The 21,340-nt window shown below is 74.2% G+C and carries 16 protein-coding genes; 7 read left to right on the top strand and 9 right to left on the bottom strand.

Features of this window, described 5'->3' with window-relative positions:
- Positions 1–82 precede the first annotated feature (82 nt).
- Together BX285_RS19675 and BX285_RS19670 are read right to left on the bottom strand one after the other, a co-directional pair.
- Positions 83–382 (bottom strand): SHOCT domain-containing protein, encoded by a 300-nt coding sequence (locus BX285_RS19675; protein WP_121176024.1) that lies wholly within the window; start codon positions 380–382, stop codon positions 83–85.
- 42 nt (positions 383–424) lie between these two features.
- Positions 425–919 (bottom strand): DUF6325 family protein, encoded by a 495-nt coding sequence (locus tag BX285_RS19670; protein WP_097239174.1) that lies wholly within the window; start codon positions 917–919, stop codon positions 425–427.
- A 427-nt stretch (positions 920–1,346) separates the two neighbouring features.
- On the opposite strand from BX285_RS19670, the gene BX285_RS19665 reads away from it, so the two are divergent.
- Positions 1,347–2,582, top strand: a complete 1,236-nt coding sequence (locus tag BX285_RS19665; protein ID WP_121177695.1) for a hypothetical protein — start codon at positions 1,347–1,349, stop codon at positions 2,580–2,582.
- A 150-nt stretch (positions 2,583–2,732) separates the two neighbouring features.
- Positions 2,733–3,227 (top strand): hypothetical protein, encoded by a 495-nt coding sequence (locus BX285_RS19660; protein ID WP_257032913.1) that lies wholly within the window; start codon positions 2,733–2,735, stop codon positions 3,225–3,227.
- Positions 3,228–3,294: 67 nt separating this feature from the next.
- On the opposite strand, the gene BX285_RS19655 is transcribed toward BX285_RS19660, so the two are convergent.
- Positions 3,295–3,828 (bottom strand): hypothetical protein, encoded by a 534-nt coding sequence (locus BX285_RS19655; RefSeq protein WP_097239173.1) that lies wholly within the window; start codon positions 3,826–3,828, stop codon positions 3,295–3,297.
- Between the two features lie 152 nt (positions 3,829–3,980).
- Between BX285_RS19655 and BX285_RS19650 the strand changes: the two genes are divergently transcribed.
- Positions 3,981–5,033, top strand: a complete 1,053-nt coding sequence (locus BX285_RS19650; RefSeq protein ID WP_121176022.1) for a helix-turn-helix transcriptional regulator — start codon at positions 3,981–3,983, stop codon at positions 5,031–5,033.
- Positions 5,034–5,255: 222 nt separating this feature from the next.
- Here BX285_RS19650 and BX285_RS19645 read toward each other — a convergent pair whose 3' ends face one another.
- The 3 genes from BX285_RS19645 to BX285_RS19635 all read right to left on the bottom strand — a co-directional run bounded on the left by BX285_RS19645 (position 5,256) and on the right by BX285_RS19635 (position 6,578).
- Positions 5,256–5,501: a hypothetical protein gene (locus BX285_RS19645; RefSeq protein ID WP_121176019.1), complete on the bottom strand. Its 246-nt coding sequence runs from the start codon at positions 5,499–5,501 to the stop codon at positions 5,256–5,258.
- A 115-nt stretch (positions 5,502–5,616) separates the two neighbouring features.
- The gene (locus BX285_RS19640) at positions 5,617–6,168 is read right to left on the bottom strand and encodes a hemerythrin domain-containing protein (protein WP_097239170.1); all 552 of its coding nucleotides are present in this window, start codon (positions 6,166–6,168) and stop codon (positions 5,617–5,619) included.
- Positions 6,169–6,314: 146 nt separating this feature from the next.
- A complete protein-coding gene (locus BX285_RS19635) occupies positions 6,315–6,578 on the bottom strand; it encodes a hypothetical protein (RefSeq protein ID WP_121176017.1) in 264 nt (87 codons plus the stop codon).
- A 454-nt stretch (positions 6,579–7,032) separates the two neighbouring features.
- On the opposite strand from BX285_RS19635, the gene BX285_RS19630 reads away from it, so the two are divergent.
- The 3 genes from BX285_RS19630 (at position 7,033) to BX285_RS19620 (ending at position 10,666) form a co-directional block, all read left to right on the top strand.
- Positions 7,033–7,590: a hemerythrin domain-containing protein gene (locus BX285_RS19630; RefSeq protein WP_183107112.1), complete on the top strand. Its 558-nt coding sequence runs from the start codon at positions 7,033–7,035 to the stop codon at positions 7,588–7,590.
- An 84-nt stretch (positions 7,591–7,674) separates the two neighbouring features.
- The gene (locus BX285_RS19625) at positions 7,675–8,316 is read left to right on the top strand and encodes an HAD-IIIA family hydrolase (RefSeq protein ID WP_121176012.1); all 642 of its coding nucleotides are present in this window, start codon (positions 7,675–7,677) and stop codon (positions 8,314–8,316) included.
- Positions 8,317–8,368: 52 nt separating this feature from the next.
- Positions 8,369–10,666: a catalase gene (locus tag BX285_RS19620; RefSeq protein ID WP_121176009.1), complete on the top strand. Its 2,298-nt coding sequence runs from the start codon at positions 8,369–8,371 to the stop codon at positions 10,664–10,666.
- A 65-nt stretch (positions 10,667–10,731) separates the two neighbouring features.
- Here the strand turns inward: BX285_RS19620 and BX285_RS19615 are convergent, their stop codons facing one another.
- A complete protein-coding gene (locus tag BX285_RS19615; protein WP_121176007.1) occupies positions 10,732–11,304 on the bottom strand; it encodes a type 1 glutamine amidotransferase domain-containing protein in 573 nt (190 codons plus the stop codon).
- A 321-nt stretch (positions 11,305–11,625) separates the two neighbouring features.
- Here BX285_RS19615 and BX285_RS19610 point away from each other — a divergent pair, with 321 nt between their 5' ends.
- The gene (locus BX285_RS19610) at positions 11,626–12,750 is read left to right on the top strand and encodes a glutamate--cysteine ligase (protein ID WP_121176004.1); all 1,125 of its coding nucleotides are present in this window, start codon (positions 11,626–11,628) and stop codon (positions 12,748–12,750) included.
- 102 nt (positions 12,751–12,852) lie between these two features.
- Here BX285_RS19610 and BX285_RS19605 read toward each other — a convergent pair whose 3' ends face one another.
- Positions 12,853–14,145: an MFS transporter gene (locus BX285_RS19605; protein ID WP_121176002.1), complete on the bottom strand. Its 1,293-nt coding sequence runs from the start codon at positions 14,143–14,145 to the stop codon at positions 12,853–12,855.
- Positions 14,142–21,293 (bottom strand): non-ribosomal peptide synthetase, encoded by a 7,152-nt coding sequence (locus BX285_RS19600; protein ID WP_121176000.1) that lies wholly within the window; start codon positions 21,291–21,293, stop codon positions 14,142–14,144. The genes BX285_RS19605 and BX285_RS19600 overlap by 4 nt, the downstream gene beginning before the upstream one ends.
- Between the last annotated feature and the right edge of the window lie 47 nt (positions 21,294–21,340).

The following is a 21,340-nucleotide window of genomic DNA, read 5'->3' as shown; positions in this document are numbered from 1 at the left end:
GATCCGGATGCGGTGGTGCCCCGTCCCGACGCCGGACCGGGACGGGGCACCACCGCGCGGACGGCGGCCGGCGCCGGCGGCGTCAGCCGGCGAGGAGCCGCTGCTTCTGCGTGGCGAACTCCTCCTCGGTGAGGACTCCCTGGTCCTTCAGCTGCGCCAACTGCTGCAGCTGGGCGATTCGGTCCTCCATGCTCGGTGCCGCAGGCGCGGCCGGGGCCGGTGCCGGTGCCGGGGGCGGGGGCGGGGGCGGGGGCGCCGCTTCGGCCTCCATGTCCTGCTGGGCCCAGCGGCCCGCCTGACGGCGGGAGACCCGGTTGGACACGGCGGTCGCCGTGCCGGCGACGACGGCGGTGCGCGCGATACCGCGCAGCAGTCCAGGCATGTCTCGTCTCTCCTTCTCTCCGCGGCTGTGCCGTGCGCGCCGTCAGCCGGCGGGGGACGGTCCGGGAACGGAGCCGTACGTGGGGTCCGCCGCGGCGATGCCCTCCAGGTCGTCCAGCGATTGCAGCAGGTCCGGCAGGGGTATCCGGCCGCTGGCGACGACCCGGGCGCCGCCCCGGCGCAAGGCCGTGGCGAACGGCGCGGCCCAGGTGTTCTCGTAGATCAGTACCCCGGCCGAGTTCCCGGGCTCAAGGACTCCGGCGGCCTCCGCCAGGTCGTCGGCGCCGACCAGACCCGAGCCGACTCCCTCGAAGACGGCCAGGTCCAGTCGACCGTCACCGTCGAAGTCGGCCAGTTCCATCGCCGCGACGGTGCCGTCGGCGTCCTTGCGCACGAACGCGAAGTCCAGGATGCGGATCACACCCCGGTCCACCAGGTCGATCAGCAGCGGCAGCCCTTCCCCGGTCATGCGGTTTCCGGGGAACTCGACCACCAGGTAGTCGACGGGCCCGGTCTCGACGAGGTCGTCATCGGCCATGGCGATACTCCTTCCACGTGGTGTCGGTCGCCCGGCCCACGGGCCCGGGCACTGGTTCGACGGTTCGACGGTTCGACGGTTCGACGGTTCGACGGTTCGACGGTTCGACCCTAGGGACGGCCGTCCCCCTGCGGATCACCTGCCCGGGGTGAGAACAGCCGATTCCCTCGTCGGTGTCTCGGGACGCGGGCCGCCGGGCGTCACCACGTCGCGGGGCTTCCTGCTCCGGGCGGCCCAGCCCGGCGTGCCGAGTGGCCGCCGGAGCGGAGTGAATGGGGAACAGCGGTGATCCGGCCGCGTGCCGAACCCTGGAGGACCGTTGAACGGGCCAGTGGCACCCCCTCCGTCCGAGCCCCCCTCCGAAACACCGGACACCGGGGGACCTCCGTCGGAGCCGCGTCACCGCTCCCGGGCCGTGGGCATCGTCATGAGCACCGTCTCGGCCGTGCTGATCACGCTGGCCTGCATCCTGGTGCCGGTCTCGCTGCTCACCGTCTGGGTCCACGACATCGCCCTGGACACCGACCGGTACGTCTCGACGGTCGCGCCGCTGGCCACTGATCCCGCCATCCAGGACGCCGCGGTCAAGCGGATCAGCCAGGCGGTGGACGTGAAGGTGGACGGCTCGGCGGTCGCCTCCGACCTGGCCGGGTGGCTGGAGTCCCAGGGGCTGCCGCCCAGGGCCGCGGCCGCCGTCAAGTCACTCGGTCCCAAACTCGACGACGCGGTCGACCAGGTGGTGACCAAGGTCGCGACCGGGGTGGTGCAGAGCGACGCCTTCCCCACCGTCTGGACGCAGGCGAACCGCTCCGCGCACGCGGCCGTGGTCCAGGCCCTCACCGGAGAGGGCCGCGGCGCCGTCGGGGTCGAGGACGGCACCGTCACCCTCGACCTCGGGGCGGTCGTCGACGGGCTCAAGGAGCAACTGGTGGCCGCGGGCCTCACGCCGGCCGAGAAGATTCCGGACGTGAACAAGCAACTGGTGCTGTTCCAGTCCGACAAACTGGCGAAGATCCGCGGCGGGGCGCACGCCCTGGACGTGGTGGGCAACTGGATGCCGGTGATCACCGTGCTGGTCGGCGCGGCCGGCGTGCTGCTGGCGCGGCGCCGGCGCCGGGCGCTGGTCACCACGGCCCTGGGCGCGGCCGGTGCCTGCCTCGTGGTGGCGATCGCCCTGGTGATCGCCCGCCACTACTACCTCGACCACCTGCCGCGCGCCGTGCAGTCCCCGGCCGCCGCGGCGGCCGTCTTCGACACGCTGCTGCACTTCCTGCGGATCAGCCTGCGCACCGCGATCGTGCTGGGTGTGGTGGTGGCGCTCGGGGCCTACCTCTCCGGTGCGGGGCGGCTGCCGCGCGCCGTCCGCGGTCGGGCCGACCGCGTCGCGGACTCCGCCGCCCGCTGGGGCGGCTCCCACGGCGTGACCACCGGCCGGGCCGGTACCTGGACCGATGCCCACCGCCGCGGTCTCGCCCTCGCGGTGGTCCTGGTCCTGGCTCTGGTGTTCGCCCTGTGGAACCACCCGACCGTGCTGACAGTGCTGCTGCTCGTCCTGGTCCTCCTCGCGGTGCTGGCCGTACTGGCGCTGCTTGCCGCCTCCGGGCGGCACGGGGGCCGGGCGCCCCAGGACAGGACGCAGGCCCGGCCCTACCGTGGACCTTAGGGCGACTGCCGAGTTCGGTGACTCCACCGCGTCGCCCGTGACCGGGGCCGGCCCCCACGGCTCGTCCGCACCGGATCGCAAGCCGGACGGGTGCACCCTCCCCGGTGTCCCTCCCGCCGCGCGGCGGTCGCCAACGAAGGAGTCAACGTCATGAGCAGCAGTGTCACCGGAGCCGGCCGCACCGGCCAGGAACCCGAACGGCGGCGCTTCGCAACCGGGTGGACCGTCTTCGCCGCGATCATGCTGATCGCCGGCGGCACCATGGCGATCTTCCAGGGGATCTCCGCCATCCTCAAGGACGAGCTGATCGTCGTCACCCGCCACTACGTGTACTCGATGAACACCTCGGGGTGGGGATGGGTCCACCTCATCCTCGGGATCGTCGTCGTCCTGGCGGGTGTGGCCCTGTTCAGCGGGGCCGCATGGGCGCGGGTCGTCGGTGTCCTCATCGCCGGACTGAGCATGATCGCCAACTTCCTGTGGCTGCCCTACTACCCGTTCTGGGCCTTGGTGCTGATCGCGATCGACGCCTTCGTCATCTGGGCGCTGTGCGTCGGCACGACCAGGACGGCGGACGTGCCGGTCCCGGAGCCGCCAGTCCCGCCCGCGGCCACCGCAGCCGGCGACGGCGGGTCGGTCAGGTAGCCGTCCGACCGGTGACGGCCCGGACGGTCCGACGGGAGCCGGACCGTCCGCGGACCCGGGGGACCGGTCAGGCGAGGGTCTGGCAGAGGTTCTCCACCTGATGCTGGACCAGCACCTCGACCTGCTGGTCCGAGTGCACGAGCAGCACCGCGCCTCCGCTGAACACGTAGTCGCCGACCGCGTGGTACGGGTTTCCGGGGTGAACCTTGGCGGAGATGTGCGAAGACCGCGGAACGTCCCACAGCGTGCTGCCGTCCGGCAGGCGGTATTCGGTGGCTCGACCGCTCTGGTCTCGGTCGACCTGGGCGCCGGTGTCCACGTTGGTGTACCGCAGGATCAGCGGCCCTCGCCAGAGGACCTTCTCGGGAGAGCCGTCAGGGTAGCGGGCGACGGTCTTGGTCTCCTCCTGGTCGAGCAGGTCGGTGATGTGCAGGTGGAACGGGCAGAGCGTCCCGGCGGGCGCGTCGTAGTCCTGGCCGTGGTACGGCTGCCAGCCGTCATCGCCGTCGGCCTGCGCGGCCGGGGCCGCCGACATGAGGACGGCCGTCGCCAGGACCGCGGCGAGGGCGGCCGGTCGGGTGAGGTACGGCGGCATGCGCATGGACGCCTCCTGGGTGTCGGGTCGGGACCGAACGGCCGCCTGGAAGCCCACTGCCGCCGCGGCCGTGCACTGGGTATCGTCGGACCGGGGCGGCGCCGGCGCGACGCTTTCGGCCTGAGCCGAAAGCCCGGGCACGCCGGGAGGGGCGGAGCGTGGTGCTGCGGATCCACTTCACGGCCGAGGACCTGCTCGGCACCCGGTTCGCGGACGGGCCCGCGCCACTGCTGGAGCTCGAACTGACCGTCGCCATGCTGCAACGGCCCGGCGTGGACCCCGCGTTCGCCCGGCGAAACCGCCTGCTCGGCGCCGCGGCCTCCCGTTCCGTCGTGCCACTGACCGAGCTGGTCCCGGCGACCGGTGCGGGTCCGTTCTTCCTCGATCCGCTCAGTGTCGACCTGGAGCACGGGCTGGAGTTGGTTCGTTCGTCGACCAACGAGGTGGTTCGCAGCGAGCTCGACCGCATCTGCCGCAACGGACTGCCCGTCACCCCGCTGATGCGGGGCCTGGCGAACGCGGACCGGCAGGCCTGGCGGTACCTGGAGGACAGCCTGCGCACCTCCCACTCGGCGCTGATCGACGCGGTCTGGCCGAGGCTGCGCACCGGCTTCGACATCGACCTCGCCTGGCGCGGGCAGGTGCAGCGCGAGCAGGGGCTGCGCGGGATGCTTGCCGGCCTCTATCCGGGCAGCCGATGGCGCGGCAGCACGCTGGAGATCGCGGTGGCCAGGCAGCTGGACTTCCGCCTGGAAGGCGGCGGCGTCCTGCTGCTGCCGTCCGCGCAGTGGACCGGGGAACCACTGTGCGGACCTCTGCCGGACGGACCGCTGCTGCTCGTCTACCCGGCGCTCACCCCGCTGCCCCACCTTCCCGAGGAGGCACCGGCGCCGGGGGCGGCGCCGGAGGAACCGGTGGCAGCACTGCTCGGCCGGACCCGCTCAGCGGTCCTCCGGCTGACGCTGCGCGAGCCGACCACCAGTCAGCTGGCCCGTGAGCTCGGCATTTCGGTGGCCAGCGCCTCCGAGCACACCCGGACGCTGCGGCGGGCCGGGCTGGTGAGCACGGTACGGGCCGGTCGGGCGGTGCGCCACAGCTGCACACCGCTCGGCCATCGGCTGCTCGCCGCGGCGCAGTTCCCCGCGCCGCCGCCCCTGCCCGACCGCGCAGGGGCGGCGGTGACGGCAAGCCGTGCTGTGGCCGGCCCGTGAGGCAAAATCCCCGCCCACCCCACGCCGAGCGCTGGTCCGACCATGCGCCCGTCACCGCAGAATTCGATTGCGGCGACAACCGACCTGCCGGCAGCCGCGCTTGAGCCGCGCCGGATTGCGGCGCAGGCCCCGGACGTGCTCCCCCAGCACCCGGCGGCCGGTCGGGTCGAGCCGGAAGTCCGCGCAGGCGGACGCGGGGGCGTCCGCCCCACGGTCGGTCGGTCACGGGGCCCAGGCGTCGGCCGCGGGCGGCTCGGGCTCCTCGTCGTCCTCGTCGTCCCCCTTCGCCCGGACGTCCGGGGGCGTGGGAGCGGTGATGTTCCGCTGCTCCGAGGACCGCTCCCGGGTCTGCTCGTCGATCTGCGGAGCCTCGACCTGCGGGGTCCCGGGCTGCGGGGTCCCGGGCTGCGGGGTCCCTGGCTGCGGGGTCCCGGGCTGAAGGGTGTCGTTCCGGTCGGGCACGCTCATGGCGAACTCCTTCCTCGTGGGGATCGGCCGGGAGAGCCGTCAGGGCGACCGTCCCGGGCCGTTGGACGGCGTCGGCAAACGGTGTCGGCACACGGTGACGGCCAACCTCGGCGGGTCAGTCCGAACCGCCCCGCCCGGTCACGAAGTCCCGAGCGCGGTCGACCAGGCCGGCGCCCGCGGCGATCAGCTTGTTGTCGGGGGCGTTCGGGTGGGGCCTGGTGGGCGCGAGCTTCTTGGCCCGCCGGACCTGCTCCCCGAGCTCGTCGAGCCGCTCCGGCGGGCAGGCTTCGGCCAGGGCGGGGAACAGGTTCCGCTCCTCGTCCTGGACGTGCGCCGTGACCTCGGAGACCACCCGGTCGACCAGGACGTCGAATCGCGCGTCGCCGCAGTCCACGCCTTCGAGTTGCTTGAGGAGACGCTCCACGATCTCGTGGTCGGCGATCTCCTTGTCCGCGAGGGCGTCACCGCCGGGGACGTGTTCGCGCACCGCCGGGTACAGGTGCTGTTCCTCGGCCACCGAGTGGCGGACCAGCTCGATGGTGAACCGTTCGGCGATCTCCCCCCGCCGTTCGTCGCCCGCCGGCAGCGCCTGGACGCGGGCGAACAGCTCCTCCACCTCCCGGTGGTCCGTCATCAGCTCGATGATCACATTGCCGCCGTGTCCCATGGGCTTTGCTCCCGTTCTCGGAGTGGATGGAATGGCGTGCCCGGCCCGGGGCCGGGCACCGCCGCCCTCGCGTGTCCCCGACTTCCGCGAAGGTATGCCGGCGCCGGGCGGAAACGGATCGAACGGATCAGCCGCCGCCGTCCGGTTCAGGAACCGTTCTCCGGTCCTGGACCGTCGTCCCGCTCGTCCGAGCCGAGCCGACGGGCCCGGCCGGGCTCGACGGTGGTCGCGTCCCCCTGCTCCTGCGAGGGAGCCTCGGCGGGGTCCTCGGACCCGTGTGGCCCGTGTGGCCCGTCCTCCCGGCCGCCGGCCTTCCCGACCGGCCCCGGTGCGCGGGGATCGGGGCTGTCGTCCTGCGGATCGTGGTGCAGCGGCACGCCGCCCGCACCGCCCTGGGGGATCTCGTCCACGACTGCCTCCTCGTCTCGTGGCGCGTACGCCGGTCGCTTCCTCGCCTCGCGCGTGCCCGGCCCGCGGCGGGCCAATCCGGGCCGGCGCCGCGGGCTCACTCGGGGCCGGTCGGCAGCGGCACCGGGTCTTCGGGGGCCGGTCCGGGCCGGGCCTGCCAGATGCCGACCCTTCCGCTGGAAGCCCCCGCGGCCGGGGCCGCCCCGACGTCTCCCCGGCGGGCACCCGGCCAAACGCGCCCCGCCGGGAGGTGTAGCGGTGTCGGCCCGGGGCATCCGCCCGGCACGTCCCGGTTACGGAAACGACCACCGGGACGGCCAACGTCATCAAGAGGCAGGGTCGGCGATGCGCGCCACGACGGCGGGTCCACCGGTGAGGCAGGACCGGACGATTGCCCCCGCGCAAAACGGGCTGGCGCCCCCGTTCAACCGCTCCCGCCGTCGGACGGAGACCGCCATGAACGGTGCCGAAGGGTTCCCCAGCCGGCTGTGCGCCGAACACCGGGCCATCGAGGCTCTGCTCCGGCAGCTGGACCGGATCACCACCCGCCGCGGCACCGACGACGAGGCGCTGCGCCTGCTGGACGCGCTGCGCCGGCTCCTCGAACCGCACCTGGCGGCCGAGGAGGACCACCTGTACCCGCTGGCCCGCCGCGCCCTGCCGAACGGCGAAGCGCTCGCGGACGCGGCCGTCCACACCCACACGGCGATCCGCCGGCTGCTCGACCGGGCGGACGACGGCCGCCTCACCCCCACCGAACGGCGCCACGCGATGTCCGTGCTGGTCGTCGTGGTCCGCTCCCATCTGCGCGGGGAGGAGGAGCAGTTGTTCCCCGCCCTGCGGGTCGGCGGCGCGCCGGAGGACTTGCGCCGGTGCGAACGCCGGATGCGCGAGGCGCGGGCGCCGCGGGCGGGCGGCCCGGTCTGGGGGCTGCCTCCCGGGGCCGGGGCGATCGCCGCGCTGCGGGACGGCGTCAGCGGGCACCGTACGTCCGGCGACCGGCACTCGCCGTAGGGCGCGGCCCGCGCCGCGGGAACGGTTCACGCTCCGTTCGCCGCAGGCCGTTTGACACTCCCCGGCTCGGCAACCCGCAGAGGTATGGCGTACCTAGGAGAACCCGTCCCGACCGTCCCGCAGCCGCGTCCGTCCGACCACCGTGACCGGCCCGGCCCGTGGCTGTTCGACCACCGCGGCGCGGACGCCGCCGGCGCCCCGGCGGGCGCGGTGCTGTTCGGCCGGGACGGGACGCTGCTCCAGGACGTCTCCTGCAACGGCGACCCCGCCATGGTCCACCCGATGGCGGGCGTCCGGGCCGCGCTCGCGGCGCTGCGCGCGGCCGGCTTCGCGCTCGGCGTGGTGAGCAACCAGCCGGGCGTGGCCCGCGGTCTGATCGGGCTTGACCAGGTCGAGGCCGTCCAGGCGCGTGCCGAGACCCTGTTGGGCCCGCTCGACGTCTGGGCGGTCTGTCCGCACGGCTCGCACGAGGACTGCGGCTGCCGGATGCCGGCTCCGGCGCTGGTGACGGCCGCCTGCCGGGCGCTCGGTCTGCCGCCCGCACGGGTCACCGTGATCGGGTGCAGCGACGAGGTGGCGACCGCCGCGATGGCGGCCGGGGCCCACGCGATCCGGCTGCCCGTGGCCGCGCCGCGGACGAACACCGGCTGCCCGCCGTGCACCCTGACCATCTGCCGGACCGCGGACGATCCCGAGCTGGCCGCCGACCTGCTGCTCCGGCGCTGAACTCCCCCGTGACACCCCGCCCCCGCTCCGACTCCAGGACGGAGAACGCACGATGACCGTGAACCCCGGCCCCCCCGAGTACCGCCCCCACACTCCCCCCGCCGGCGAGCCGCGCGGGCCCGGGCTCGGCCCCGCGCCGGCGTCCGACGACCGGGACGCCGGGGCCGGCGGGCGTGTTCGCCCGGACGCCGAGCCCGACGACCGAGCCCCTGAGGCCCCCGAGGCACCGAAGGCCGACGCGCCCGGCACCCGCGACGCCAAGGACGCCGCGCTGGACGCCTTCCGCGCCCCCGACCCGGACGGGGCGCTCACCACCGACCAGGGGGTGCGGATCGACGACACCGACAACTCCCTGACCGTCGGCGACCGCGGCCCCACCCTGCTGGAGGACTTCCAGCTGCGCGAGAAGCTCACCCGCTTCGACCACGAGCGCATCCCGGAGCGGGTGGTGCACGCCCGCGGCGCCGGCGCGTACGGCTTCTTCGAACCGTACGCGTCGCTGGCCGAGTTCACCTGCGCCGACTTCCTCCAGGAGCCCGGCCGCCGCACCCCCGTGTTCGTCCGCTTCTCGACCGTGCAGGGCCCGCGCGGCTCCGCCGACACCGTGCGCGACGTCCGCGGCTTCGCCACCAAGTTCTACACCCGGCACGGCAATTACGACCTGGTGGGCAACAACATTCCGGTGTTCTTCATCCAGGACGCCGTCAAGTTCCCGGACTTCGTCCACGCGGTGAAGCCCGAGCCGCCGAACGAGATCCCGACCGGCGCCTCCGCCCACGACACCTTCTGGGACTTCTGCTCGCTGCAGCCCGAGTCCACCCACATGCTGATGTGGGTGATGTCCGACCGGGCCATCCCGCGCAGCTACCGGATGATGCAGGGCTTCGGCGTGCACACCTTCCGGCTGGTGAACGCGGACGGGCGCGGCACCTTCGTGAAGTTCCACTGGCGCCCGCTGCTCGGGGTCTGCTCGCAGGTCTGGGACGAGGCGCAGATCACGGCGGGCCGCGACCCCGACTTCCACCGCCGGGACCTGTGGGAGGCCATCGCGGCCGGGGACTTCCCCGAGTACGAGCTCGGCGTCCAACTGATCCCGGAGCAGGACGAGTTCGCCTACCCCTTCGACCTGCTGGACCCGACCAAGCTGGTCCCGGAGGAGCTGGTGCCGGTCCGTCCGGTCGGCCGGATGGTCCTGGACCGCAACCCGCAGAACTTCTTCGCCGAGACCGAGCAGGTCGCCTTCCACACCGCCAACATCGTCCCCGGCATCGATTTCACCAACGACCCGCTGCTGCAGGGCCGCAACTTCTCCTACCTCGACACCCAGCTGATCCGCCTGGGCGGCCCCAACTTCCCGCAGCTGCCCGTCAACCGGCCGCTGGCCGAGGTGCGGAACAACCACCGCGACGGCTACGGCCAGCAGGTCGTCCACCCCGGCACCAGCTACGCGCCCAACTCCGTCGGCGGCGGCTGCCCGGCGGCGATGGGCGGCGGCCGACTGCCCGAGGGCGTCTTCGAGCACTATCAGGAGCGGATCGACGGCGCCGCGATCCGCCGCCGCAGCCCCAGCTTCGCCGACCACTACGGCCAGGCCGCGCTGTTCTGGCGCAGCATGGCCGACTGGGAGCAGCGGCACATCGTCGAGGCCTTCTCCTTCGAGCTGGGGAAGGTCGGGGGGCCGGAGGTGCGCCGCCGGATGGTCGGCAACCTGGTGCAGGTCGACCTCGGGCTGGCGGCGGAGGTCGCCCGGCGGATCGGCCTCCCCGAGCCCGAAGCCGAGCCCGAAGCCGAGCCGGAACCCTCGGCCGGGGCCGGGGCCGCATCGGAGTCCGCAGCCGGAGCCGGGCCGCAGGTCTCCCCCGCGCTGAGCCTGGACAACCTGCGGGCCCCCGGCATCCGCACCCGCAAGGTCGCGGTCCTGACCGCCCCGGGGGTGGCCGGCGAGCAGGTGCGGGCCGCGCGCGAGCAGCTGGGCGCGCAGGGCGCCACGGTGGAGGTGCTGGCCGCGCAGGGCGGCCACGTGCTCGCCGCCGACGGCACGCAGCTGCCGGTGGACCGCGCGCTGCCCACCACGGCCTCGGTGCTGTACGACGCGCTGGTGGTCCCGGACGGCTGCGAGCGGACGCTGCCCGCCGATCCGGACGCCGTCCGCTTCCTCACCGAGTCGCTGCGGCACGGGAAGCCGGTCGCACTGCTCGGCTCGGGCGTGGAGCTCTCCCGGACGGCCGGCTTCGGCGACCCGGGCGGGCTGGCCGGCGTCACCGTGCACGGGGGCGAGGAGCCGCTCGGGCCGTCCCTGTGGGAGGGGTTCGCCGGGATGATCGAGCAGCACCGCTTCCCGTCCCGTTAGGGGCGTGTCCGGCGGCGGCCGTGCGGGCGCACGGCCGCCGCCGGACACATCGCCGGGCACACTGCTCAGCCCGAGCCGACGGCCGCGACGCCTCTGCGCAGCGCCGTGTCGATGCCGCGCAGGAAGTGCTCCAGGTCGTCCGGGTTGCGCGAGGTGAGCAGCCGCCAGCCGTTGGCGTCGTCGGTGACCAGCGGCTCGTCCGCCCAGGTCGCGCCGGCGTTCGCGAGGTCGGTGCGCAGCGACGGGAAGGAGGTGAGCCGCTTGCCGTACGCGACGCCCGCCTCGGCCAGCAGCCACGGTCCGTGACAGATCGCGGCGACCGGGCGGCCCGAGGTGGTGAAGGCGAGCACCGTGTCGACGGCCTCCTGGCGCATGCGGAGGCTGTCGGCGTTGAGCGTGCCGCCGGGGATGAGCAGCAGGTCGTACTCGGCGGGGTCGATCTCGTCGAGGGTGAGGGTGGGCCGCACGGTCTCGCCGGGCTCCTTGTCCCGGACGAGGGTGCGGATGTCGTCCCGGTCGGGCGCGGCGATGTCGACCTCCACGCCGTCGTCACGCAGGTGCCGTACGGGGACGAGGAGTTCGTCCTGTTCGACGCCGTCGTTCATCACGATCGCCAGGACCTTGGTCTGCCGGGTCATGTTTCCTCCTGGTCGGTTTCTCGGCGACGGGCACCGGCGGGGTGCACCGGTGCCCGTCACCCGCGGACCAGGGCGGGTACCCGGTGGCCGGACGGCCATGCGGACGGCCCGGGTCCGATCCGCTCCGGGGCGTGTCCTGCAGGTGCCCCTCCCGCAGGCGTCGGGACGTTTCGACACCGCCTGCGCGGCAAGACGCCCGTCATGCGGATCCACCTGATTCCGGGCCCCCGTACCGCGGCTCACCGCCCCGGGCCCGGACTTCATGACCTCGGGGGCGCCGCTGTCGCCCCGCCCTCCCCCGTCCCGGGGCGGTGAGCCGCTATGCCCGGGAACACCTCTCGGCCCGCCCTCCCCACCGTCGGGGTGGAGGAGGAGTTCCTGCTGGTCGACCGGCGCACCCGGCTGCTCGCCGAACGCGCGCCGCAGGTCATCGCCGACGCCAGGAGCGAGTTGGGCGCGCAGGTGCAGGCCGAGTTCTTCGCCGTCCAGGTCGAGGTGTGCACCCTGCCCGCCACCCGGCTCACCGAGCTGCGCGCCGATCTGCTCCACCTGCGCTCGGTGGTCGCCGCCGCGGCGGCCGAGGCCGGCTGCCTGCTGGTCGCCTCGGGCACACCGGTGCTGCAGGACCCGCGTCCGGGCCGGGTCACCGACGATCCGCGCTACCGGAACATGGCGGCCCGCTACGAGGGCGTGGTCGACGGCTACGCCGGCGCGCTCTGCGGCTGCCACGTCCACCTGGGCACGGTGAGCCGCGGACGGGCGCTGGCGCTGGGCAACCACCTGCGCCCCTGGCTGCCGGTCGTCCAGGCGATCGCGGTCAACTCCCCCTTCACGGACGGCCGGGACAGCGGCTTCGCGAGCTGGCGCACCGTCCGGTGGGCGCGCTGGCCCACCGTCGGCCCGGCCCCGGTGCTGGACGAGGAGCAGTACGAGGCCCTGGTGGCCGACCTGGTGCGCTCCGGCGTACTGCTCGACCGGCGGATGGTCTACTGGTACGCCCGGCCGTCGGAGCACGTCCCGACGCTGGAGGTACGGGTCGCCGACGTCAACGCCGACCTCCGGACCGTCCTGCTGCTCGCGGCGCTGCTGCGCGGGCTCAGCGCCGTCCTGCTGGAGGAGATCGACGAGGGCCGACCGGCCCCGGCCTGCCCGGCCGGACTGGTCCGCGCCGCCCACTGGCAGGCCGCCCGCAGCGGGCTGTCCGGGGACGGCGTCGACCCGCGCACCGGACGGTACGCCCCGATGGCCGCGCTGGCCGACCGCCTCCTCGAACGGGCCACCCCGGGCCTGGCCGCCGCCGGTGACCTGACCGCGGTCGAGACCGCCCTCACCCGGATCCACCGGCACGGCACCGGCGCCGACCGCCAGCGGCGCTCCCTGCGCCGCCACGGCCGGCTGACCGCTGTGGTCGACGAGCTCGCGGCCCTCACCCTCGCGGTGCCCTGAGGCGGTCGCGGCCGTGGACCCGGCGGAAGCACTGCGGCGGATCGCCTTCCTTCCGCGGCGGCACCTGGGCGCATCCGGGTGCCGCCGCACCGCCGCTTCGCCTCACGGCACCGGCAGTTCCCGTCGGGTGCGCAGGGGGCCGGTGAGGAGGAGCAGGGCGCAGAGCGCGTTGCCCGTGTACAGCAGCCACAGGGCGCCCCGGTCGCCGAGGACGGTGCCCAGGGTTCCCCCGAGGAGGCTGCCGATCGGAATCGTCCCGTACATCACGAAGCGGATGCTGGAGCTCACCCTGCCGAGCATGTCCGGGGGGCAGTAGGCCTGACGGAAGCTCACGATGATCACGTTTCCGGCGACGACCCCGGTCATCAGGCAGAAGTCGCCGACCAGGAAGGCCAGTAGGCCCGTGCCGTCCGTGGTGAGCGGGATCAGCAGTCCGAACGGGCCGCTGCAGAAGGCGCAGAGGATGACCGCACGGGCGGTGCCGAACCGGCGGGCCAGGCGGGGCGAGATCACTGCGCCCAGGACACCGCCGAGGCCGGTCAGGGCGATCAGGACGCCGATGACACCGCCGCCGACGCCGACCGTCCGGCTGAGGAAGACGATCGCCAGGCACTGGGCGCCGGCCAGGAACAGGTTCATCGCCGCGTCGCACGCCAGGATCGTCCGCAGGAACGGGTCCCGGGCGAGGAACGCGATGCCCTCCCGGATCTCGGCGGCCAGGGACCGGTCGGCTCCCGCCCGCTCCTCGCGGCCGGGCGGGCTCTCGCGAGCTCGGATCCGGGTGAGCAGCACGGCCGAGATCAGGAAGCTCAGGCCGTCGGCGAGGAAGCCCAGGGCCGCGTTCGCCGTCTGGGCCAGCACGCCGCCCGCCCCCGGGGCCGCGACCTCGGCGGCGGACTCGCTGGTCTGGAGCTTGGCGTTGCCGTCCGCCAGTTCCTCCTGCGGCAGGAGGGCGGGGACGTACGCGCTGTAGGCCGCGCGGAAGAACACGTCGGCGGTGCCGGACAGGAGGGCGACGAGAAGGAGTTGACCGGTCGTGAGCAGGCCCAGCCAGTGCGCCGCCGTCAGGGAGAACATCAGCACCGCCGACACCGTGTTGCACACGATCATCACCGGTCGGCGTCTCATCCGGTCGGTCCAGGCCCCTACGGGCAGGCCGAGCAGAAGCCACGGCACCCAGGCCGCGGCGCCCAGCAGGCCCATGGTGAAGGAGCCTGCGTCCAGTGTGTTCACCGCGATCAACGGCAGGAGCACGCGGGTGGTCGCGCTGCCGAACTGGCTGACGGACTCGCCGGCCCACAGGAGGCGGAAGTCGCGCCGGCGCAGGGCGCGGGGTGTCGTACTCGTCGTGGTGCTCGTCGTCGTGCTCGTCGGCGTACTCGTCGGCGTGCTCATCGACGGGCCACGCCTTCGCCCAGGAGCGCGGCGATCTGCGAGGCCGGTTTCGCGGCCATCATCTCGCCGTGCGTGCACGGTGCCTCGTGGTGGTCGATGCGGCCCGAGGTGTAGGGCTGCCAGGTCCCGGGCCCCGGTGCGTCGGCCTCGTGCGCGGCGCCGACGAGCGTGAGGTCACCCCGGAAGACGCCCGGACGGTGGGCCGCTGCCAGCGTGTCGTGATGGACGTACGCCTCCCCCAGCGCGGCGATGGTCCCCTCGTCGAAGGCCGCCAGCGGGCCGTCCGCCGTCCGGGCCGCGCGGAGGAGGTCGGTGAGGGTCATCGGGGCGAACCCCGTTGCGCAGGACGGCTCCTGTGCCGGGTAGCCGAGCGAGTCCAGCAGGTCCCGCAGGGGGTCCGCCGCGGCCGAGCCGGTCTGTGGCTGCGTCCCGGTGGCCGGGTAGCCGTCCAGGAGCACGAGCTGCGCCACGTCCTCGCCGTCCGTCTGGAGCCGCACCGCCACCGCGTGGGCGACCAGCGCGCCGAACGACCAGCCCAGGAGGTGGTAGGGGCCGCTCGGCTGGACCGTGCGGATCAGGGTGGCGTAGTCGTCGGCCATCTCCGCGACGCTCGCGGGCTGCGACCCCGGCTCGCCGAGACCACGGGCCTGCAGCGCGTGGACGGGCCGTTCCGGATCGAGGTGGTCGAGGAGGGCCCGGTACACCCAGCCGGTGCCGGCGCCCGGGTGGACACAGAACAGGGCGGGCTCGCCGTCGGCGCCGGACCGCAGGGTGACGAGGGGGGCGAGCGCGTCGTCCGTACCGCCGGGCTCCGTGGTGCCACGCTCCGGTACGCGGGCGGCGAGGCCCGCGACGGTGGGGGCCGCGAAGAGGTCCTGGACACCCAGGTCCTCGCCGAGGGCCTTCCGGACCCGGGACATCAGCCGGGCTGCCAGCAGGGAGTGTCCGCCGAGGTCGAAGAAGCCGTCCTCGGCGCCGACGGAGTCGTGGGGCAGGCCCAGCGCTTCGGCGAACAGGCCCGCAAGGACCTCCTCCCGCCGGGTCAGGGGTGCCCGTCGCGCCGCTCCCGCCGTGTGGGCCGGATCCGGTGCGGGCAGCGCCGTCCGGTCGAGCTTGTCGTTGGGCGTGCGCGGGAAAGCGTCGAGCACGACGACCGCGGACGGGACCATGTGGGCCGGCAGGGCCCCGGCCACGTGGGCGCGCAGCGCGGAGGGCTCCACCGCGGCACCGTCCTGGGCCGGGACCACGTACCCGACCAGCCGCTTGCCGCCGCCCGGACCGTCGGACCGCAGGGTCACGGCGGCCTGGGCGATGCCGGGGGCGGCTGCGAGCACCGCCTCGACCTCACCGAGTTCGACGCGGAAGCCGCGGATCTTCACCTGGTCGTCGGTGCGGCCGAGGTACTCCAGCCGCCCTTCGCGGTCCCAGCGCACCAGGTCGCCCGTGCGGTACATCCGGGCGCCCTCCTCGAACGGGCACGCCACGAACCGCTGGGCCGTCAGCCCCGGCCTGCGGTGGTAGCCCCGCGCCAGTCCGGCGCCCGCCAGGTACAGCTCGCCCCGCACGCCCGGCGCCACCGGGCGAAGCGCCGCGTCGAGGACGTACGCGCGGGTGTTGGCGACGGGGCCGCCCACCAGGGGGTGTTCGCTGCGGGCGGTGTCCCACCACAGGGCGTCGACCGTGCACTCGGTGGGGCCGTAGAGGTTGTGGCAGCGCATTCCCGGCGTGCCGCGCAGCCGGCTCCAGAGCTGTTCGTCGGCTGCTTCGCCGCCGATGAGCAGCATCCGCGGCGGGGCGTCGAGCAGGCCTTCCGCCACCAGTTGGGCGGCGTGGGTGGGGGTCACGTCGACGACGTCGAGAGCTGCGTCGCCGATGTGCCGGACGAAGGCTGCGGCGTCACGTCGGACGTCGTCGCCGATGAGGTGCAGTTCGTGCCCGGCGACCATCCACATCAGGGCGTCCCAAGCGGCGTCGAACGACAGGGCGGCGGTGAGTGCCACCCGCAACTGCCTCGTGTCGTCGGCTCGTTCGGCGGCCGGGATGGTGTGGGCGCGATGGAAGGCGTGGAGGTTGCGCAGGGCCGCGTGGTCGACGACGACGCCCTTGGGGCGGCCGGTGGAGCCGGAGGTGTACACCAGGTACGCGGCGTCGGCGGGGCGGGGCGTGCGGGCGGGGCTCTCGCAGGGCTCGGCCGCGGTCGCGTTCCGGTCGTCGATGAGGAGGAGGGGGATGTGCGGGGCCGCGTCCAGCGGGAGCCGGTGGGTGGTTTCGCGGTCGGTGACCAGGAGCGCCGGGGCGCAGTCGGTCAGGATGTGGGCGATCCGCTCGGCGGGGTGGTCCGGGTCGACGAACACGAACGCCGCGCCCGCCTTGAGGACGGCCAGCAGGGCGCACACGGCTGCGGGCGAGCGGGGCAGGGCGAGCGCGACCACCTGCTCGGGGCGCGCGCCGGCCCGGGCGAGGCGGTGGGCCAGACGGTTCGACCGGGCATCGAGCTCGGCGAAGGTGATCTTCGTGGCGCCGTGCACGAGGGCGGTGGCCTGCGGGGTGCGGGCGCACTGGGCCTCGAACAGTTCGGGGAGGGTCGCGGGCGGCACCGGCAGCGCGGTGTCGTTCCACTGCGTCAGCAGACGCTGCCGGTCGGCCCGCGTCAGGGGGTCGGCCGCGCCGACGGGCCGGTCGGGTTGCGCCGCGAGCAGGTGCAGCACCCGTTCCAGGGCGGCGGCGATGTCCTGGGCCGTGGTGTGGTCGAACAGTTCGGCCGCGAATTCCAGGAAGCCGCCGATCCCTGCGGGGGTACCGTCGGCGGCGCGGCGTTCCCGGACGTCGACGGTCAGGTCGAACTGCGCGACGTCGAAGCGGAAGGGTTCACTGCGGACGTCGAGTCCGGCGAGTTCGAGCGCGGCGTCCTCGGCGCCGTCCTGCACCTGGAGCAGGATCTGGAAGAGGGGGTGGCGGGCGAGGGAGCGTTCGGGGTTGAGCGCCTCGACGACCCGCTCGAAGGGGACGTCCTGGTTCTCGTACGCGGTGAGGTCGGCCTCGCGTACGCGGCGGAGGAGTTCGCCGAACGTGGGGTCGCCGGAGACGTCGGTGCGCAGCACCAGGGTGTTGACGAAGAAGCCGACCAGGTCGTCCAGTGCCTCGTCCGAGCGGCCCGCGACCACGGTGCCGATCGGGAGGTCGGTGCCCGCACCGAGGCGGGACAGGAGGACGGCCAGGCCCGCCTGGAGCACCATGAACAGGGTGCAGCCGTGTTCCCGGGCCAGGCCCAGCAGCCGCGCGTGCAGGTCGGCGTCCAGTTCCACCGGCACCGAGCCTCCCGCGAAGGTCGCCGTCGCCGGACGGGGCCGGTCATAGGGCAGGGCGAGTTCCGCCGGTGCGGCGGCCAGCTCCTCGCGCCAGAAGGCGAGCTGGCGTGAGACCAGGCTTTCCCGGTCGTCCTCCTCGCCCAGGACCTGCCGCTGCCACAGGGTGTAGTCCGCGTACTGCACCGGAAGCGGCGACCAGTCGGGGTCGTGTCCCTCGGTCCGGGCCCGGTAGGCGTCGGCCATGTCACGGAAGAGAGGCTCCCAGGACCAGCCGTCGAGTGCGATGTGGTGGACCACCAGCACCAGCACCCACTCGTCCGCGCCGACGGCCAGGAGCGCCGCGCGCACGGGCGGGCGCCCGGCCAGGTCGAAGGGACGGGCCACCAGGGCGTCGAGGGCCTCGGCGGTGCCCTCGGGGCCGCACGGCACGACGTCGAGGGGTATCGCGACGTCGGCCGGCAGCACCTGCTGGTAGGGCTCGCCGTCCTGTTCCGGGAACACCGTCCGCAGTCCTTCGTGGCGGGCGATGACGTCGGCGAGGGCCCGGGACAGCGCGTGAGTGTCCAGGCGGCCGCGCAGCCGCAGGGCGAACGGGCAGTGGTAGCCGGTGCCCTGGCCCGCGCGGCTCAGGAACCACAGCCGGCGCTGGGCGGGCGACAGGGGCAGGGTGTCCGGGCGGTCCGCGGCCGGGGTCAGGGCCGGGCGGGCGCGGCCCGGGCCGTCGAGGTCGCCGAGGCGGGCGGCGAGCCCGGCCACGGTGGGGTGCTGGAAGAGGTCCCGGATGCCGAGCTCGCCGCCGAGGGTCGCACGGATGCGGGAGAGCAGGCGGGTGGCCAACAGGGAGTGCCCGCCGAGGTCGAAGAAGCCGTCGTCGGCGCCGATGGCGGACAGGCCGAGCACCTGAGCGAAGAGTTCCGCCAGGATCTCCTCGCGGGGGCCGCGCGGCCCCCGCGAGGAGATCTGCGCGGTGAAGTCCGGCGCGGGCAGCGCGGCGCGGTCCAGCTTCCCGTTGCGGTTCATCGGAAGCGTCTCCAGGGCCACGATGGCCGAGGGCACCAGGTGGTCGGGCAGGCCGGCGGCGAGCCGCTTGCGCAGGGCGCCGGCCTCCACGGTGCGGCCCGCTGCCGCGGTCACGTACGCCACCAGGCGCTTTCCGCCGGGGCCGGTGTCCCGGGCGATCACCGCGGCCTGGGCCACCTCGGGGCAGCCGCGCAGCGCGGCCTCCACCTCGCCGGGTTCGATCCGGAAGCCCCGGATCTTGACCTGGTCGTCCGCGCGTCCCAGGTATTCGAGGCGGCCCTCGCGGTCCCAGCGGACCAGGTCACCCGTACGGTACATGCGGCCGCCGGCCTCGAAGGGGCAGGCGACGAAGCGTTGCGCGGTGAGCGAGGGGCGGTCGAGGTAGCCGCGGGCCAGGCTCGGGCCGGCCAGGTACAGCTCGCCGGGTACGCCGGGGGCGACCGGGCGCAGCCGGTCGTCGAGCACGTAGGCGCGGGTGTTGGCGATCGGTCGTCCCACCAGCGGCTGCTCGCTGTGGGCCGCGTCCCACCACAGGGTGTCGACGCTGCACTCGGTGGGGCCGTAGAGGTTGTGGCACAGCATCCCGTCGGCCTCGCGGACCCGGGTCCACAGGGCTGCGCCCGCCGCTTCACCGCCCAGCAGCAGCACCTGGGGTCGGTGTGCGGGGTCGTCCAGCAGTCCCTCCTCGACCAGTTGCTCGGCGTAGGTCGGGGTGACGTCGAGGGCGTCGATGCCTGCGCGGGCGATGTGCCGGACCAGGGCGGCGGCGTCGCGGCGGGTGTCGTCGTCGATCAGGTGGAGTTCGTGGCCCGCGACCATCCAGAGCAGGCCCTCCCAGGAGGTGTCGAAGGAGAGCGCGGCGGTGAGTGCCATGCGCATCCTGCGGCCGTCGCCGATCTCCTGTGCGCGGGAGATGACGCCGGCTCGGTGGAAGGCGTACAGGTTGCGCAGTCCGGCATGGTCGATCACCACGCCCTTGGGTTCGCCGGTGGATCCGGAGGTGTGGATGACGTAGGCGGCGCTGTGAGGGTGGATCTCGCGGCCGAGGGGTGTGTCCGGGTAGTGGCCGGGGGCGTCGGCGAGGACGTGGGTGGCGCCGGTGTCGGGGAGGGTCGCCGTGGTGGCGAGGTCCGTGACGACGGTGGTCGTGGTGCGCAGCAGGCGGGCGATGCGCTCGGGCGGGTAGTCGGTGTCGACCGGGACGAACGCGGCGCCGGCCTTGAGTACGGCGAGGAGTGCGATCACCGAGACGGCGGAGCGGGGCAGGGCCAGCGCGACGCGGTGCTCGGGGCCGACCCCGTGGTCGGCGAGGCGGTGCGCCAGGGTGTTGGCGCGTGCGTCGAGTTCGGCGAAGCTCAGGGCGGTGTCCTGGAAGACCAGGGCGGTTGCGTCGGGGGTGCGGGCGGCCTGCGCCTCGAACAGCTCCGGGAGGGTCTGCGGCGGGACGGGGGCCGCGGTGTCGTTCCACTGGATCAGGACCTGCTCGCGCTGTTCGGCGGAGAGCGGGTCGACGTGGGAGAGCGGCACGCCGGGGTCGGCGGCCAGGCGCTCCAGTACGCGGGCGAGGCCGGCCGCCAGGTCCGTGGCCGTCTCGCGGTCGAAGAGGTCCGTCGCGTACTCCAGTGCTCCGGTGACCCCGGCCGGGGTGCCGTCGCTGTCCGTCTGCTCGTGGAAGTCCACCGTCAGGTCGAACTTGGCGATGTCCCAGCCGACCGGCTGCTCGGCGCAGCGCGTGCCGGGCAGGGTGAACGCCGGGTCGTGTCCGCTCTCCAGCGTCATCATCACCTGGAAGAGGGGGTGGCGGGCGAGGGAGCGTTCGGGGTTGACGGCACCGACGACCCGCTCGAAGGGGACGTCCTGGTTCTCGAAGGCGGCGAGGTCGGCCTCGCGTACGCGGTGGAGGAGTTCGGTGAAGGCGGGGTCGCCGGAGACGTCGGTGCGCAGCACCAGGGTGTTGACGAAGAAGCCGACCAGGTCGTCCAGTGCCTCGTCCGAGCGGCCCGCGACGACCGTGCCGACGGGGATGTCGGTGCCTGCACCGAGGCGGGACAGGAGGACCGCCAGGCCCGCCTGGAGCACCATGAACAGGGTGCAGCCGTGGTCCCGGGCCAGGCCCAGCAGCCGCGCGTGCAGGTCGGCGGGCAGGGTGACGGGGACCGATCCTCCGGTGAAGCTCGACGTGGCCGGCCTGGGCCGGTCGTGGGGCAGGGCGAGTTCTGCGGGGGCTCCTGCCAGCTCCTTCTTCCAGAAGTCGAGTTGGCCGGTGATCAGGCTGTCCGGGTCGTCCTCCTCCCCCAGGACCTGCCGCTGCCACAGCGTGTAGTCGGTGTACTGCACCGGCAGCGGCTCGAAGTCGGGCGCCCGGCCCTCGTGCCGGGCCGCGTAGGCGGCCGTCAGGTCACCGAGCAGGGGCGCCCACGACCAGCCGTCCGTCGCGATGTGGTGCACCACCAGCAGCAGCACCCATTCGTCGCCGCCCAGGTCGAACAGCCTTGCTCGAAGCGGGAGTTCGGCGGTGAGGTCGAAGACGTGCCCGGCCTCCTCGGCGAGGGCGGGCGCGAGGCCGGCCTCCGTCGCCGGGGTGACCCGAAGGTGCGGGAGGCGGTCCGACACCTGCTGAACGGGCTCTCCGTCGGCCTCGGGGAACACGGTTCGCAGCACGTGGTGGCGGGCGGCGAGGTCGCCGAGCGCCGCGTCGAGGGCGGCCACGTCGAGCGGGCCGTGCAGTCGGGTGGCCAGCGGGCAGTTGTAGGCCGAGCCGGTCTCGCCCATCTGGTTGAGGAACCACAGCCGCCGCTGGGCGAACGAAACGGGAAACACAGGACCTCCTGGGTCGTGCGGGTGTACGACGTGCGGGTGTGCGACGG

This window comes from Streptomyces sp. 1114.5, assembly GCF_003635085.1.
Lineage (GTDB): Bacteria > Actinomycetota > Actinomycetes > Streptomycetales > Streptomycetaceae > Kitasatospora.
The sequence above is the reverse complement of the archived record's forward strand: the minus strand, read 5'-3'. Positions and strand labels throughout refer to the sequence as shown.

Bases quoted from the DNA above. Each gene is read 5' to 3' on its own strand.
- BX285_RS19675 (WP_121176024.1), bottom strand. From the start codon at position 382: ATGCCTGGACTGCTGCGCGGTATCGCGCGCACCGCCGTCGTCGCCGGC.
- BX285_RS19670 (WP_097239174.1), bottom strand. From the start codon at position 919: ATGGCCGATGACGACCTCGTCGAGACCGGGCCCGTCGACTACCTGGTG.
- BX285_RS19665 (WP_121177695.1), top strand. From the start codon at position 1,347: ATGAGCACCGTCTCGGCCGTGCTGATCACGCTGGCCTGCATCCTGGTG.
- BX285_RS19660 (WP_257032913.1), top strand. From the start codon at position 2,733: ATGAGCAGCAGTGTCACCGGAGCCGGCCGCACCGGCCAGGAACCCGAA.
- BX285_RS19655 (WP_097239173.1), bottom strand. From the start codon at position 3,828: ATGCGCATGCCGCCGTACCTCACCCGACCGGCCGCCCTCGCCGCGGTC.
- BX285_RS19645 (WP_121176019.1), bottom strand. From the start codon at position 5,501: ATGAGCGTGCCCGACCGGAACGACACCCTTCAGCCCGGGACCCCGCAG.
- BX285_RS19640 (WP_097239170.1), bottom strand. From the start codon at position 6,168: ATGGGACACGGCGGCAATGTGATCATCGAGCTGATGACGGACCACCGG.
- BX285_RS19630 (WP_183107112.1), top strand. From the start codon at position 7,033: ATGAACGGTGCCGAAGGGTTCCCCAGCCGGCTGTGCGCCGAACACCGG.
- BX285_RS19625 (WP_121176012.1), top strand. From the start codon at position 7,675: ATGGCGTACCTAGGAGAACCCGTCCCGACCGTCCCGCAGCCGCGTCCG.
- BX285_RS19620 (WP_121176009.1), top strand. From the start codon at position 8,369: ATGACCGTGAACCCCGGCCCCCCCGAGTACCGCCCCCACACTCCCCCC.
- BX285_RS19615 (WP_121176007.1), bottom strand. From the start codon at position 11,304: ATGACCCGGCAGACCAAGGTCCTGGCGATCGTGATGAACGACGGCGTC.
- BX285_RS19610 (WP_121176004.1), top strand. From the start codon at position 11,626: ATGCCCGGGAACACCTCTCGGCCCGCCCTCCCCACCGTCGGGGTGGAG.
- BX285_RS19605 (WP_121176002.1), bottom strand. From the start codon at position 14,145: ATGAGCACGCCGACGAGTACGCCGACGAGCACGACGACGAGCACCACG.